Here is a 15142-nt window from a genome sequence, read left to right as displayed (position 1 = left end):
CCCGAAGGTCCCCAATGAGCGCAGCTGGGTAGCGGAAAATGGCTTGACCCCAGCCATGTTGCGAGACTTCATCACATGAGCAGGGGGCAGCCCAACATCGCCATCGCCCACTGGCCGGGCATGGAGCTATTCGGCGACGCCGACCTCAACCGCCTGCGGGCTCTGGGGCCGCTGTTGAAAAGCGACCCCATCGGGGCCTGGGATGATGAGGCCAACACCGTGCTGGCCGAGGCCGAGGTGATCATCGGCCACTGGGGGTGCCCGCCCCTGGACGCCGCCATGCTCGACCGGGCTCCCCAACTCGGGCTTTTCGCCTACGCCGCGGGAACGGTCAAGATGACTCTGACCGACGCCGTGTGGGATCGGGGCATCCGGGTGACCAGCGGGGCCAACGCCAACGCCGAGCCGGTAGCCGAGTTCACCCTGGCCGCCGTCTTGTTCGCCAACAAGGGCGTGCTCTGGCGCCGGGGCCCCGCCGACTACTCCGCTATGTCGGCACTGGGCGACCGCCAGTGGGGCAACTACGGCCGCACCGTCGGCATTGTCGGGGCGTCGCTAATCGGTCGCCGGGTGATCGAGCTGCTGCGGCAGTTTCCCCATCTGAAGGTGGCGCTGTATGACCCTTACGTCACCCCGGAGGAGGCGGCTTTGTTGGGGGTGGACAAGCTCGAGCTCGACGAGCTGTGTGCGGAGGCCGACGTGCTGTCCATCCACGCGCCCGCCTTGCCCGAGACCATGCATATGATCGGCCCGACCCAGCTGTCGGCCTTGCCCGATGGGGCCACGGTGATCAACACCGCCCGGGGCCCGCTGATCGATCACGAGGCGCTGATGCCCCACCTGGAATCTGGCCGGTTGTACGCCATATTGGACGTGACCGATCCTGAACCGTTGCCCGAAGACAGCCCGCTGCTGGAAATGCCCAACGTTTGGATCAGCCCGCATCTGGCCGGAAGCCAGGGCACTGAGCTGGCCAGAATGACCGACAACGTGATCGAGGAGATCTGCCGGTGGTCGGCGTGCGAGCCAGCCCTCAACGAGGTCACCCGCGACCGACTGGCCACCATGGCGTGAGCTTGGACCTGCGCATGCCCGAGCCGCCGCTGAGCGGAGCCACCACCGCCGGGGCGCTGGCCAACCGCCTGGTGTCGGCGACGGCCGAGAAGATGGCCGAATTCGAGCAGACCGCCGCTCCCGGCTTCAAGCTGCCTGGCCTGTACGCGGGCCATCCGGTGCTGGACGACACCACCGCCGACTTGCTGTACGTGCTGGGTTTGCTCATCGACTGCGGGGTCGACGAGGTTGGCGGCTGCGACCTGCAAGACCGAATCCCGACGCTCATCGCCTCACTCGACCCGGACGCAGTCGAGGGCTTCTACAGCTATCGGGTCGGGGAAACCGTGTTGCGTCTGGGCGGTCTGCAAGCGCTGCCCGATGAGCTGCACGACACCGTTCTTGACGCCGTGAATTCCAGGGAGATCATCGCCCGTCTCGATGACACCGATGCCATCCCGCCCAACTTCGCGGTGGTGGCCACCCGATGTCTGCGGGCTCTGGCTCGCCTCCGGGGGGACGACGAGCCTGCCGAGCTCCCTCAACTGCTGGACCGAGTGCGCACAATATTCGCCAGCCCCACCGGTTGGCTCAACGACGGCATGGGGGCCTGGGTCCACTACGACATCTATACGCCCGACATGTACCTGTTCGCCGAGCCCCTTGTGGACCAACTCGGCCCGGGGTGGGCCGACGGACTGTCCCAGGTGCTTCGCGACCTCGACGAGGTGGCCCAGCCGGGCGGGGCTGTCGTGTGGGGGCGCTCTATAGGTGCGCTGGGCAAGGCCATCACCATCGAGTTGGCCGCAATAGCGGCAGGGCGCGACTTAGACTCCCCACAAGACCGCTGGCTGGCCCGGGCCAACGCCACGCTCGACGATCTGCTGGAGTGGTTCCCCAACGGCGTCATCGCCGCCCACCAGAATCGGGCAGCCATGTTCTATCGAGGCCCGGCCCGACGGCTTCAGATGACCTTGGACATCTACGGAAAGCTCCTGTTGTCCGCCCTGGAACTGCGGCGCAGACCAGAGGTGGTCGGCGCGCCGTCCACCGATGCCTTCCTGCCCGCAGAGCGCTTCGTGCGATTCGACGAATCCGGGCGAGCCACAGTGTGGTCGTATCGCTCAAAGTCGCTGTCAATTGCTCTGCCTACCGTTTTCGGCTTCTCGGCCGACTACGCCCCATCGCCCCGGGGTCCCGGTCTGTTGGAGCAGCCCACCTCGGGCCACCCGGTGATGATGCCGGTGATCACGCCGCGTGGCCGAGACGACATGGCTGGCACTAGCAACGCCCCCCTCCTGCCCGCGGGTTTGCCCACCTCGGTGGAGCACTCTCCGGGGACGGTCACCATCATCCACCAAGGCTGGGCTCCGGCGGGCAGCAGCGAGGCAACCGTCGCCGGAACCAGAACGGCCACCTACCGGGTGGAGGGCCGTTCGCTGGTCGTATCCGAGCAACTTAGCTTTGATGACCCTGATGGTCTTCCGGGGCCGCTCACCTTTTCGGTGGCCGAATCAGAAGCACGCCCCATCGATGTGGAGATCGACTCGGGCCCGCTCCAAGTCGTCGACACCGCCGGTATCGCCGAATGGCGCAGCTTCTGGGGCGAGCTGCCCCGGGTGTACCAGGCTGAGCTCGAGCCAGCCGCGGCAGTCGACTTCACCTGGAAGGTCACCCCCCGACTGCGGGTGGCCAGCACCATCCACGGCCACCCCTACGATCGGTCGCTGTATGACCCGCTGGCCGGCCAGGTGGTGGCCACCGGCGCGGGCATCCCCGACGAAAAGCTGGTGCGGAGGCTGCGGGACATCGACGTGCTGCACATGGCCTGGCCCGAGTGGTGGAGCGGTGTCGACCCCCAGCGCACCGCCGAGGTGCTGGGGCAGGTCAAGGCCACCGGCACAGCCATCGTGTGGACCCAGCACAACCTTCTTCCCCACTTCTTCAAGACCGAGGAGGCGGCGGCCAGCTACCAGCTTTGGGCCGACGCGTCCGACGCGGTCATTCACCACAGCCTGGCTGGCCGCCAAGTGGCCCTGGCTGCCTACAACTACGGCACTCACACCGAGCACCACGTCATCCCTCACGGCCACTGGGGCCGCGAGTATGAGGCGGTGGCCAGCACGACCCGCGAGGACGTGGAACTGGCCGAAGGCTGGCCAGCGTGCGGACTCCGGGTGGCGGTTATCGGCACCCCCCGAGTGGAGAAGGACCTGCAACTGGTGGTGGACGCGGTAGCCGCATGCGCCCGGGACGACATTCAACTCGTCATCCGGGTCGACCTCTCGGTGGCCGTGCCCGACGATCCCCGTATCATCGCCGAGCACGGCCATCTTGACTTCTCCCAATACTTGCGGCGTATGCAGGCCTACGACGCGGTGATCCTCCCGTTCGCCCCCACCGGAATGCTCACAACCGGCACGGCGTTCGACTGCATAGGGGCGGGCGTGCCCGCCATTGCCAGCGACTGGGACTTCTTCGATGAGACCTTCGCCGGCGCCGACATCCGCTACGGCTCAACCGTCGAAGACCTCACCCGCTGCCTCAACGAGCTCACCCCCGAAGACCTCGGCCGCTCCCGCCAGGCTCTGGTCGATCGCCGCCCAGCCTTCGACTGGGCCCCTATTGCCAACCAAACCCTGGCTGTCCTCGAAGCCGCCGCTCTCCGTTACGTATGACAACTTCGACCGTCACACAACGGCCGGGACAATCAGCGCGCCCCATGTGGTGAGCATGAACCCTGCCAGAGTCGTCAGATACATACGGGTCTGCTTGGCCAGCGCCAAGTTGATCTCGCCTTTGGACTCGGCGATCTCGCTCCGCATCTCTCCCTTGAACTCGGCGAACTCGTTCCGCATCTCTCCCTTGAACTCGGCGAACTCGTTCCGCATCTCCCCTTTGAACTCGGCGAACTCGCCTCGGAGGGTGGATTCCAAGACCTTGAGGTCGTCCTTGGTGGCCAGTTGATCTCGCCCCTCTGGGATGATGCACTGCATGAGCGTCTCGGTTGCCTCTTTGCCGATGGCCAATACCAGCCGGTTAGCCAACTCCGTGCGCTCTACCTCGGTGACTGCCATTGGGTTCCCTTCGTCGTCTATTCGATTCTGAGGGGAACCCTTTATGCTCTGGGGCAGTGCCGGTTCCGACTGCTTTTCTCACGATACAAGTAGCTACTGGCTGAGGCAACCAATTCCCAAGAGGACACCCATGGACGATTTCAAATACGTTGAGTACGAGACTGCCGACGCGGTGGCCACCATCACGCTGGCCCGGCCCGAGAAGGCCAACGCCCAGAACGAGCGCATGCTCGACGAGCTGCACCACCACTTTTTGGCTGCCGAGTACGACGACGATGTGAAGGTCATCGTGCTGCGGGGCGAGGGCAAGCACTTCTCCGCTGGCCACGATCTGGGCGGCGGCGAGCCCGACCCCGACGCGGTGTCACTGAACGAGCCCGACGGCAGCTGGCAGCTGAACAAGATCTACCGCTGGGAGGCCCGCAAGTACCTGGGGTATTCGTGGCACTGGCGCAACATCCCCAAGCCGACCCTCGGCGCCATCCAGGGCAAGGCCATCGCCGGGGCCCTGAACCTGATCTGGCCGCTCGACCTGCTGGTGGTGGCCGACGATGTGGAGTTCTCCGATCCGGTGGTGCTGATGGCCATCGGCGGGGTGGAGTACCACGGTCACACCTGGGAGCTGGGCGCCCGCCGGGCGAAGGATCTGCTGTTCACCCAGCGCACACTAGGTGCCGAAGAGGCTGTCCAAATCGGGGTGGCCCGAGAGGCGGTGGCCCGCGACCGGCTCTGGGAGCGCACTCACGAACTGGCCGCCCAGATCGCCCAGAACAACTCTTTCGGTCTGGCCCAGGCCAAGCGGGCGGTGAACCAGACCCTAGATGTGCAGGGCTACTACACCGCCCTCCAATCGGTGTTCGACGTCCACCACACCGGCCACGGCAACGCCATCAGCGTCAGCGGCTATCCCATCTTGATGCAGCTCGACGAGATGAAGCAGAACCTAAAGAAGCAGTAAGGCTGCCGGATGGCTCAAGACTCAAAGAAGCAATAGCCGCCCGATGCCGCCAATCTCCCACAAGCACTAGGCCGCAAACGGCATGGCCACCGACTACGACGCCATCTTCAAGGCCTATGACGTGCGGGGCACGGTGGGAGACCAACTCGACGCCGACGGCGCCCGGGCCATCGGCGGCGCCTTCGCCCGGTTCACTGCCAAGTCGGGAGCGAGGGCGGTGCTGGTCGGGCGGGACATGCGTCCCGAAGGCGAGGAGTTCGCTGCCGCTTTTGGCGAAGGCGCGCTCAACCACGGCGTCGATGTGGTGGACGTGGGCCTATGTGCTACCGACATGCTCTATTACGCCTCGGGAAAGCTCGATATGCCCGGAGCGGTGTTCACCGCCTCCCACAATCCCGCGGGCTACAACGGGATCAAGATGTGCGGCGCCAGCGCCGCACCGATCAGCTCTGACTCCGGTCTGGGAGCGATCAAGGCCATGGCAATCGCCGGTCCCGATCCATCGGCAAGAAAAGGCATCCGCAGCACCCGCGACCTGCTGAGCGGCTATGTCGACCATGTGCGCTCGTTCGTAGATCTAGATTCTTTGGACCCGCTGCTGGTGGTGGCTGATACCGCCAACGGCATGGGCGGTCTAGTAGTGCCCGCGGTGTTCGACGGGCTTCCCCTGGTGCTCGATCACCTGTATCCCGAACTGGACGGCACGTTTCCCAACCATCCGGCCGACCCCCTCCAGCCCGAGAACCTGCGGGATTTGCAAGACCGGGTGGTGGAGTTGAACGCGGACATCGGCCTGGCATTCGACGGTGACGCCGACCGGGTGTTCCTGGTAGACGAGACGGCCCGGCCGGTGTCGGGATCGTTGACCACCGCCATCATTGCCCGCTCGATCCTGGCCCATGATCCCGGTGCCACCGTGATCCACAACCTGATCTGCTCCCGAACGGTTCCCGAAGTGATCGCCGAAGGGCGGGGAACGGCCGTACGCACCCGGGTGGGCCACTCCTACATCAAACAGGCCATGGCCGAGACCGGAGCAGTATTCGGCGGCGAGCACTCCGGCCACTACTACTTCCGGGACAATTTCCGGGCCGACAGCGGACTGATCGCCGCCCTGGTGGTGTTGGAGGCCATCAGCCGCCACCCTGCCGGGCTCGCCAATCTGGTGTCCGATCTCGACCGCTACGCCGCCTCGGGCGAACTCAACACTGTGGTGGAGGATGCCGCCGTGGTGATCGAACGAGTGGCCACCGCCTACGCCGATGCTGATCAAGACCGCCTCGACGGCCTCACCGTGAACCTGGGCGACTGGTGGTTCAACCTGCGCCCCTCCAACACCGAGCCCCTGCTGCGATTGAACTTGGAGGCATCCACCCCCGACGACGTGCAACAAAGGGTGGCCGAAGTCCAAGCCCATTTCGCGTAAATCGCGTGCTGCGCTGAGCCATTGCCCCGGTTTGATGAACTGCACAGCCGGGGAGAGGATTGCGCCCCCTCCCGTCCTCCTCTCCCCGGTTCGACCGTAACTTAGACGCTAAGCAGAAATCCCGCACGGCTGGTCGGCCGGAAGTGGACGGCAGCTACCAGACCCGGGTTGACAGGACTCAGCCGATAGTGATCAGGGTGGTGCCAGCCAGCACGGCGGCGATACCCGCGGCCTGCCACCACCGCAGGGTGTCGTCGTCGAATATCACCGCCAGGGCGATGGTGACCACCGGATAGAGCGACCCGGCCACCGACACCTCCCCAACCGGGCCTCGCTGCACTCCGGCGATGAAAGACGCCATGCCCAAACCTCCGGCGATGCCACCGGCCAGGCCAGCCAGCCGGAGCGAGCGAGGCAGGATTTGGGGAATGCGGCTGGCCCGGGTGACCGCCAGCATGAACACCAAAGCGGCCGCCCGCTGGGTGACCGCCGGCCACATGCCGCTGTCCACACTGGTCCGGTCCAACAGCACGATGGCCGCGGTGAAGGCCAGTCCGCCGAGAATCGCATAGGCAATGCCTGCGCCGATGTTCTCCACCGTTTGGGGCACAATCACCGCTAGGAGCAGCCCGGCTACCGCCACCGCGATGCCGACGGCCGCCGCGGTGGAGGGCCGTTCACCGGTGGCGATGCCGTAGACCAGCGGTCCCAGCGCGGTGAAGGCGGCCACGATGGGCGAGGCAATAGCCGAAGACGACACGGCCAAGCTGTGCCACATAGACGACAGGGCGATGGCAATGAGAGCCCCAGAAACCGCACCCAACAGCAGGTCGGCCGCAGTGATGGCGCTGGGTACTACCAGCAGCAGTACCAGCGTGATGCCCAGACCGCCCACAAAGGCTGTACCCACCGTGGTCATTGCCTGGGCCCGCCGACTGCAATAGCGCCCGAAGTAGTCGGAAACCCCGATCAGCCCTGAGGCGAGAACCCCCAACAACACCGGCATGCCCCCCGCACGCTAGTGGTGCGACGACTCAAACCGGTTCCCAAGAGATCACCGGCTATCTTCGGGTGCGCCAAGGTGAACATGGAGGTTTAACTGTGCCGAGAAGAGAGCCCACCATTCGAAAGATGCCTCCGCCTCCGCACATCGTTGGTTTGCAGCACTTCACCACCTACGCCGAAATCGACGAGATCTTGCGGTCGAGGAGCTTTCGGCAGGGGTCGCATCAGGAGAGCCAGCCGTTCTTCGGACGCTCCTTGTTGACGATCGACGGCGACGAGCACTTCGAGCGCCGACGGCTGGAGGCCCCGCTGTTCGCCAAGGCCGCACTCGAGTACTACGAGCACACTGAGCTGATTCCGCTGATCGCCAAGACGCTGGAAGAGTGCCGCGACAACCGGGGTGACGATGGAATAGTGCGTGCCGACCTCTGCGTGCTGTTGCGCACGATGCTGGCCCGCATTGCCGCCGCCACCACCGGGATCGACGGCGTGGACACACCTGAGCGAACTACTGCGTTCCGGGAGTACGTAGAGCTGCTGGGCACCGGCGCCACCGTGGAGTGGTCAACCGAGGACCACGATGAGGTGATAGAGCGCATCATGGCGGTGAGAGACGAGTTCGACCGCGACTTCTTTGCCTCATCGGTGGCCCGCCGCCGAGCTCTCATCGAGCGCTTCCAAAGGGGAGAGATCGAAAGAGACGACCTCCCCGTCGATCTGATCACCATGCTCTATCTGCACTGGAACGACGACTGGGACGAGGGGCTGCCCATCAGGGAGGCCTGCCTGTTCTTGGTGGCGGCCACCCAGACCACCACCCACTCGGTTCCCCACCTCATCGCCCACCTCGACGAGTGGTTCGGCGCCAACCCCGAAGACCGGGCCAAAGTGTCCGACCGGGAATACATCAAGCGGGCCGCCCATGAGGCCCTGCGGCTGCACCTGCCGTCGCCTGCCCTGCTGCGGATTGCCAACGAGGATTTCACGCTGAGCAACGGCAAGACCATCGCCACCGACGAGCGGGTGGCCTGTCTGTTCACCCCGGCCAACCGCGACCCTGAGGTGTTCGGCGCCGACGCCGGGATGTTCAACCCCTACCGGGAGGTCAGCTCGGTGAAACCCTGGGGCCTCACCTTCGGCGGCGGCGAGCACATCTGCATCGGGCGCACACTGGTTACCGGCCTCTCAGCTCGCACCGACAACGACGAGGGCACCGACGGCACGCTGGTCAACATCGCCAGCGCACTCTACGAGGCCGGCATTGAGATCGACCCCGACGACCCGCCGGCCTACACCGAGGCCAGCCACCACGACGCCTACGGCCGCTTCCCGATCCTGCTGACCAAGCTGTAGACCATCCATGGGCGACGAAAAGCTGCACGTCACCGTCGACCACCACCAATGCCAGGGGGTGGGCTATTGCGAGCGGGTCGCGCCCCGGGTCTTCCAATTGGGCGACGATGCCCTGTCCCATGTGATCGACGCCCAACCGCCCGATTCTGAACGCGAAGCTGTCGAAGAAGCCGCCACCCTCTGCCCCAGCCGCGCCATCCGCTACTGACCGTCCCAGCCAAGAGGCCAATCAGAGCGCAGCTCGCAGGGCCACGAGGTCGCGTTGGGCGGATTGAAGGATGTAGGCCGGGTTGTCGAACTCGGCGTCGTCGCGACCGAAGCCCCACATGCCGTAGGAGAACTCGATGGTCCACGTGGCGTTGGGGGATGCGGCGCTTATGGCATCGGCGGCCGGTCGCAGCATCTCGCTCAATTCATCGGCGCTGGTGGACTGAGCAACTTCGGCCACTTGAACGTGGACGTGGCGAACCCGGTCGCCGAGGACGCCCAGCGGCTCCGACCACTCGTCTCGGGCCATGGGGTGTACGTGGACGATGGCCCCCAGCCGATCGGCGCCGGCGATGGCGTCGAACATGTCGCGGGCCACTGCCGGATCCTCGGCCACCGTTCCGAAATGGCACTCGCACAGCAACCGGGCGCCGTCGGGCACCTCGGCCTCGAATCGCCGAAGCCGCTCGGTGTATTCGGCAATGGAGTCCGTGTCGCTGCCCACGTTGAACTTGACGCCCTGCGCTCCCACCCGCTCGATCCACGCCGCCGTCTCGGCCCGGTCGGCATCGTCGGGCTCGTCCCAGCTGGTGTAGCAACTCAGGATCTCGATTGGTAGCTCCGATGCCAGCAGCGCGTCGAGTTCCTCATCGGGGGCCGAACGGGCATGGCGCTCCCACAGCTCCAAACCGTCGAAGCCCGCTTCGCCGATGGCAGACAGCCACTCCGACACCCGGGTCAGCGGATTCCCGCCGGGTTCGGCCAAACCCCACCGATTCGGCTCAATGGCCACCGTGCCCAAATAGATCTGCCCCGTCATTGTGGAGCGGGTGACGAGAATCGAACTCGCGTCATCAGCTTGGGAAGCTGGGGTTCTACCACTGAACTACACCCGCAGGTGTTTGGAACTCTAATCGAGCCCAAGGCCCGCTACGGCACTTGGGCGATAAACCAGCGTATCGATTGGAAGTCCGGGGGAAAATCGTCTGTCTGCTCCACGCGGGCGAGCGCGTACCCGTCGCCGACGGCAAGCCAGACCAATGCTTCGCTGGGCTCAAACGGGTCAATCCCAAATGCATCAGCAGGAGATTGCCATCCCCACTCGATGCCGTCGGCCGACCATCCCAGCCATACTTCCTCTTCTTCAGGGCTGTCGACAGCCAGCCCGGTAATGACCCACAGGGGGAATGTGGGCAATAGTTCCCCTCGGGTGAACGACACCAGTTCGGCACCGGTTCGCATGTCTTCGAACATGAGGACCTCCGCGTCCATGCCAGCGTCGTCGTCTTCTGGATACTCGAATTGGCAATCACCTTCAGCGGGGAACAGACCCCGAGCCCAAAAAGCTTCCCGACCGCACTTGTGGACTGCGGTGCCTGTTGCCAGATCCCAAAGGGTGAATCCCCCCTCAGGCTCGTTGAGCCGCAATTCGAAGCCCTTCTTGACGATTCGCTGGTCAGGGAGGATGAAGAGGTCGCTACCGGGAAAGGTTGCCGCGTTCACGGCCAGCCCTGACGGCCCTGCGAACATCTGGAAGGGGAGCATATTGTCGAAAGCAACCCTGGTTGTCAGAATCCCCTCCCGATCGAATCGATGCAGGCCATACCTGGTGCCCAACCAGACCATCCTCCACAGCGTTCCGTCGGGCCCAAGCGCTGTTGGCAAGAGTGAGCTGGCACCCTCGTTCTTGCTCCAAATGCGGCCATTGGGGGAGGTAAGCGTGAATGGCCGAGCAGTCTCCGGGTCGGTTCCGCTCTCAACGTAGAGCTGGAGTGAGAAACCGGCAGGAGTGCTGACGCTTCCACCGAGGACAACGCTGTAGACCGAGCCGTCGTATTCGGCTACCTGTTCAAAAGCGCCGCCGTCGCTGGCAAATACCCGGGCCTTGGGTTTCTGCCTGGTGCCGTCCTCCGAACCGCTGGACACCCCACTGCCGGGGTCTGGCGGAACACCAGCGTCAGCTTCTTTGCCTTGAAGCACGATCACCATGTGATCCCCCGAGGTCAACGCCGCAGTGACAAAATAGGGGATATGGTCGTAGGTAAGCGGCACTTGGATCGAACTCGAGGAAAAGTCAAACTCTGATTCAGTCCAACTCGCTCCTCGGTCATCGGAGAAAAAGACCCGATACCCGGAAAGGACTCGGCTGCCGCTATTTTCGGTTCCTGGATTCGCCGAACGGGGCTCACCGTTGAAGTCATATCCCGCAACCAGCCAGCGGTCACCGGATAAGTCATAACGGGGTGGCAAGAGTCCTTTCGGAATCGGCAGCTCGGACCAGTCAACGCCGTTCTCAGTGGCCAGGAACCGGAAGCCTGAGCCCGGTCCGTCGGCATGGTCAAATGTGCGGAAGAGAACGCGCCCATCGCCGAGGGGCTCAAGAAAACCCACAGAAACAGCATCCGCCAGGCCTGGGTCGTACTCGGCCCATTCAAGCACCGGCCCAGTAGATACGTCCGCTGGCCCGGTGACGTGGACTTTGCTGACAGACCCGTCGCGATCCAACAGTTGCCAAGCGCCGATACCGATGGCGAGCACGACGACTGCCACGACTACGGCTGTCGTCCTCCGGCGGCCATGTCGGACTTTGGCCAGGATCTCAGATTGGCCACCATCTCCAGGCACTTCAATAAGGCGAGCGTATCCTCAGCACCTCCCCTTTGTCCGGTCACCTCCATTAGGAGACAGCCACGTCATTGACGAAGCGTGACAGCCGCCGGGGGGCGTCCCATCAAATGGTGGGGCTTGGGGCTGGCCGACATCGCCCGGCTGCTGTCGTGGAATCCGGCGCGGCGCTACGGGCTGGGCACCAAGGGCACCATCGGGATCGGCTACGACGCCGACATCGCCCTACTCGATCCGGCGGCCAGCCATGTGGTGCGAGCCGCCGAGTCGGAGTCCAGCCAGGGCTACACCCCGTTCGAGGGCCAAGAACTCACCGGCAAGGTCAGCCACGTCTGGTTGCGGGGCCAGCGCATTCTGGCCGACGGACAGGTGGTGGGCAGTCCTGGAGGCCGATACCAGAAGCGGCCGACATGATTGCGGCGGCCACTGCGGTGAGGTGCTCAGCGAGGTTTCGGAAATCCGCCGGCCTTGGCCACCAGGCTGGGCACCCCGTGGCCGAGTTGGGCTTCCAGCCAGGCGGTGGTGTCGATGAGCGCGGCGAGGTCCAGCCCAGTGTCGTATCCCATCTCATGCACCAGGTACACCACGTCTTCGGTGGCGACGTTGCCGGTGGCTTTGGGGGCGAACGGGCAGCCCCCCACCCCGCCGAGGCTGGAGTCGAACACCCGCACGCCGGTGTCGATCGCCGCGGCGATGTTGGCCGGCGCGGTGTTGCGGGTGTTGTGGAAGTGGCCTCGAAGCGTGATGCCGCGAGCACGCTCCCGGGCTCCGGCGAACAGGTCGGCCACCTGGGTGGGAACCCCGGCCCCGATGGTGTCGGCCAGCACCAACTCGTCGGGCTGGGTCTCAGCCAGCTGGGCCACGATGTCGAACACGCTCTGGGCATCCACCCGCCCCTCGTAGGGGCATCCGCACACGGCAGAGACGGTGACCGCGGTCTTTATGCCAGAGGCCCGGGCGGCATCGCTGATGTCGCGCCAGCGCTGCACCGACTCAGCCACACTGGCCCGCTGGTTGGCCTGGGAGAACGCCTCGGTAGCCACCACCACCCCGCAAACCTCGTCGACCCCGGCGGCGATGGCCCGCTCAACCCCTCGCTGGTTGAGGGCCAGTGCGCTGTAGCTCACCTCGCTCGACCGGGGCACGCCGGCCATGACCGCGTCTCCGTCGGCCATCTTGGGCACTGCCTTGGGGCTGACAAAGCTGGCGGCCTCGATGCGAGTGTGGCCCGCGGCGACCAGCCGCTCGACGAACTCGACCTTCTGCGCGGTGCTGAGGTCGGCGGGGTCGGCCTGCAAGCCGTCCCGAGGGGCCACTTCGACGATTTGGATGGGCTCGCTCACTGCGAGTCCGAGCATATTGGAGAATCATGTCTGGGGCTCTGACCGATATCCGGGTCATTGAGATGGGCACTTTGCTGGCCGGCCCGTTCTGCGGCCAGCAATTGGCCGACCACGGCGCCGAGGTGATCAAGGTCGAGCCGCCGGGAACCGGCGATCCCATGCGGGTTTGGGGCCAGGAGAAGGCCGACGGCAAGTCGCTGGCCTCCACCCTTACCTCATTAGGTGTCGACACGCTGATCATCACCGGTGTGTCAACCAGCGGCTGCGTCCGGGCTACCGCACTCGACGCCTGTCAGCATGGGTTCGTTCCCATCGTGGTGGGAGATGCCTGCGGCGACCGAGACCAGCGCGTCCACGAGGCCAACCTGTTCGACCTCGACGCCAAGTACGCCGACGTGGTGTCCGAGCGAGAGGTGCTCGACTACTTGGCTGCCCAGAAATGAGTGCCGTCACCGAGGTTGGGGAAAGCGAGGTCGAAGCGAACGGTGCTGATCACTGAGCGGGGTTGACGAGGCGGCCGACGAACAGGAGAGCCCCGGTGTCCGGGTGGACGATGGCCCACAGGAAGGGTCGGTCGGCCACGAGGGTGAGGTCGGGTTCGGGCGGTAGGGAGGTCGGGAAAGCAGTTGCAGTGGCCGCGGCGGCTTCGGTGCCCTTTTCATCCACGATCACTTTGGCGCCGTGGAGCGCTCTGGAGATGGAGAGGCCGGGGGCAATCCCGTCCAAGCCTGCGCCGGGGCAGAACCCTTGCGGGCAGAGCCATTCGAACAGGTCGGCGGGCGGCAGGGTCTGCTCCCACTTGGGCATGGTGAGGTGGACCAAGCCCTCTTGGGCCGCGGCAGCCAGTCCAGTCAGCGCCTCTGCGTCAAGGGATTCTTCGACAGCAGCCAGGCCTTCGGGATCGCGGGGGACTATGAGCCACATGGCCAGATCGCCGCCCTGGTAGGGCAACTCCACGGCGTCGGCGTCGTCGAGACGGACAAAACGGCGCCTGATCGGATCATGGTCCTGCATCAAGAGCACCGGCACCGACTGGCCGTCGCCGTTGGTGAATTGGTCGAATCGGGTGAACTCAGCCAGGAATGGCACCAGCCAGTCAGCCTTGAGGTAGACGGTGTTCACCATGACCAGTTCTTGGTCTTGAACAACACCTGCATCGACGATGGAGGGGATAAGCCCCCGGGTTCTCTCCGACACCCAGCGGTTGATGGTCGCAGCAGCGGCGGCGCCGTCGGCGGTGTCGACCGGTTGGACGGTGGCGCCGTAGTGGGCGGTGGCGGTGTTCAAGAAATCGCGTCGCAGGGAGAATCCGTCTTTCGGGAAGAGCCGGTTGGCCACCTCCAAAGTGGTTGGCGCCACCGAGGCTTCGGCCAACATGAGATCGACGGCGTTGGCGGCACTATGGGTATCGGTGCTGGGGAAGCCGAAGACCCTGTCGAGCGCCTCCCCCGGGTCAGCCGATGCCCCGGCCCGGCTCAAGCTGAACGCCACCCCGATGCTCAGCGGGCTGGAAACCGCGTTGCCCTCCAAGCTCCGATGAAAATCCCACCCGGCGGCATTCACTCCGCCAACCCACTCGCCGACCGGGGCATCTGGATCGGCACCCAGTCGGTTTACCACCCGTTCCGCGATGGCGGTGGGAGTGGGAGTGGCTACAGAGGTGGGTTGAGCCGTGGGGATCGCGGTGGCGGTGGGGGTGGCCACCGGAGTGGGTTGAGCTGTGGGGATCGCGGTGGCGGTGGGGGTGGCCACGGGTGTGGGTTGAGCTGTGGGGGCCGCGGTGGCGGTGGGGGTGGCCACGGGTGTGGGTTGAGCTGTGGGGGCCGCGGTGGCGGTGGGGGTGGCCACGGGTGTGGGTTGAGCTGTGGGGGCCGCGGTGGCGGTGGGGGTGGCCACCGGGGTGGGTTCGGCGGTGGCAACGGAAGTGGGCTGTTGAGTTGCGGTGACTGCGGGGGTGCCATTCCCGCTGGCGGTGGGGCTTGTCTCTCGGGAGGTGCCGCATGCCACCGCGATTGCACTGAGCACAAGGAGTGAGCAGATCAGCTTGGTCATAGTTGTTAGACGCCAAGGTTAGACCTTAAGTTCCCGAGTGCGT

13 protein-coding genes, 1 tRNA gene and 1 pseudogene are annotated in these 15142 nt (G+C 65.2%); 8 read left to right on the top strand and 7 right to left on the bottom strand.

Annotation, left to right across the window (positions count from 1 at the left end; genetic code table 11):
• Positions 1-75 precede the first annotated feature (75 nt).
• The gene (locus ACOGXA_RS12245) at positions 76-1074 is read left to right on the top strand and encodes a hydroxyacid dehydrogenase (protein WP_419924152.1); all 999 of its coding nucleotides are present in this window, start codon (positions 76-78) and stop codon (positions 1072-1074) included.
• Positions 1071-3731, top strand: a complete 2661-nt coding sequence (locus ACOGXA_RS12240; protein ID WP_419924151.1) for a hypothetical protein — start codon at positions 1071-1073, stop codon at positions 3729-3731. The genes ACOGXA_RS12245 and ACOGXA_RS12240 overlap by 4 nt, the downstream gene beginning before the upstream one ends.
• A gap of 12 nt (positions 3732-3743) precedes the next feature.
• On the opposite strand, the gene ACOGXA_RS12235 is transcribed toward ACOGXA_RS12240, so the two are convergent.
• Positions 3744-4130, bottom strand: a complete 387-nt coding sequence (locus ACOGXA_RS12235; RefSeq protein ID WP_419924150.1) for a hypothetical protein — start codon at positions 4128-4130, stop codon at positions 3744-3746.
• 130 nt (positions 4131-4260) lie between these two features.
• On the opposite strand from ACOGXA_RS12235, the gene ACOGXA_RS12230 reads away from it, so the two are divergent.
• Positions 4261-5088: an enoyl-CoA hydratase gene (locus ACOGXA_RS12230; protein ID WP_419924149.1), complete on the top strand. Its 828-nt coding sequence runs from the start codon at positions 4261-4263 to the stop codon at positions 5086-5088.
• Positions 5089-5170: 82 nt separating this feature from the next.
• A complete protein-coding gene (gene manB / locus ACOGXA_RS12225; protein WP_419924148.1) occupies positions 5171-6514 on the top strand; it encodes a phosphomannomutase/phosphoglucomutase in 1344 nt (447 codons plus the stop codon).
• Between the two features lie 178 nt (positions 6515-6692).
• Here manB and ACOGXA_RS12220 read toward each other — a convergent pair whose 3' ends face one another.
• The gene (locus ACOGXA_RS12220; protein WP_419924147.1) at positions 6693-7520 is read right to left on the bottom strand and encodes an EamA family transporter; all 828 of its coding nucleotides are present in this window, start codon (positions 7518-7520) and stop codon (positions 6693-6695) included.
• A 125-nt stretch (positions 7521-7645) separates the two neighbouring features.
• On the opposite strand from ACOGXA_RS12220, the gene ACOGXA_RS12215 reads away from it, so the two are divergent.
• Both ACOGXA_RS12215 and ACOGXA_RS12210 read left to right on the top strand, forming a co-directional pair.
• Positions 7646-8872, top strand: a complete 1227-nt coding sequence (locus tag ACOGXA_RS12215) for a cytochrome P450 (protein ID WP_419924146.1) — start codon at positions 7646-7648, stop codon at positions 8870-8872.
• A 7-nt stretch (positions 8873-8879) separates the two neighbouring features.
• Positions 8880-9080 (top strand): ferredoxin, encoded by a 201-nt coding sequence (locus ACOGXA_RS12210; RefSeq protein WP_419924145.1) that lies wholly within the window; start codon positions 8880-8882, stop codon positions 9078-9080.
• A gap of 21 nt (positions 9081-9101) precedes the next feature.
• Here ACOGXA_RS12210 and ACOGXA_RS12205 read toward each other — a convergent pair whose 3' ends face one another.
• The 3 genes from ACOGXA_RS12205 to ACOGXA_RS12195 form a co-directional block, all read right to left on the bottom strand.
• On the bottom strand, positions 9102-9899 hold the full coding sequence (locus ACOGXA_RS12205; RefSeq protein WP_419924144.1) for a sugar phosphate isomerase/epimerase family protein: 798 nt from the start codon (positions 9897-9899) through the stop codon (positions 9102-9104).
• A 2-nt stretch (positions 9900-9901) separates the two neighbouring features.
• A tRNA-Gly gene (locus ACOGXA_RS12200) sits at positions 9902-9975 on the bottom strand.
• A 34-nt stretch (positions 9976-10009) separates the two neighbouring features.
• Positions 10010-11629: a hypothetical protein gene (locus ACOGXA_RS12195; protein WP_419924143.1), complete on the bottom strand. Its 1620-nt coding sequence runs from the start codon at positions 11627-11629 to the stop codon at positions 10010-10012.
• A gap of 213 nt (positions 11630-11842) precedes the next feature.
• Here ACOGXA_RS12195 and ACOGXA_RS12190 point away from each other — a divergent pair.
• Positions 11843-12118: pseudogene (locus ACOGXA_RS12190) on the top strand (amidohydrolase family protein); the annotation flags it as partial.
• A gap of 26 nt (positions 12119-12144) precedes the next feature.
• On the opposite strand, the gene ACOGXA_RS12185 reads toward ACOGXA_RS12190, so the two are convergent.
• Positions 12145-13047, bottom strand: coding sequence for a hydroxymethylglutaryl-CoA lyase (locus ACOGXA_RS12185; RefSeq protein WP_419924142.1), 903 nt, complete (start codon positions 13045-13047; stop codon positions 12145-12147).
• Positions 13048-13073: 26 nt separating this feature from the next.
• Between ACOGXA_RS12185 and ACOGXA_RS12180 the strand changes: the two genes are divergently transcribed.
• Complete coding sequence (locus ACOGXA_RS12180; RefSeq protein WP_419924141.1) at positions 13074-13490, top strand: isochorismatase family protein; 417 nt, start codon at positions 13074-13076, stop codon at positions 13488-13490.
• Between the two features lie 49 nt (positions 13491-13539).
• On the opposite strand, the gene ACOGXA_RS12175 is transcribed toward ACOGXA_RS12180, so the two are convergent.
• Complete coding sequence (locus ACOGXA_RS12175) at positions 13540-15099, bottom strand: serpin family protein (protein WP_419924140.1); 1560 nt, start codon at positions 15097-15099, stop codon at positions 13540-13542.
• Positions 15100-15142 lie beyond the last annotated feature (43 nt).

The organism is Candidatus Poriferisocius sp. (genome assembly GCF_965208475.1).
Lineage (GTDB): Bacteria > Actinomycetota > Acidimicrobiia > Acidimicrobiales > Bin134 > Poriferisocius.
Note: the sequence above shows the minus strand (reverse complement) of the source record. Positions and strands in the feature narration are given on the sequence as shown.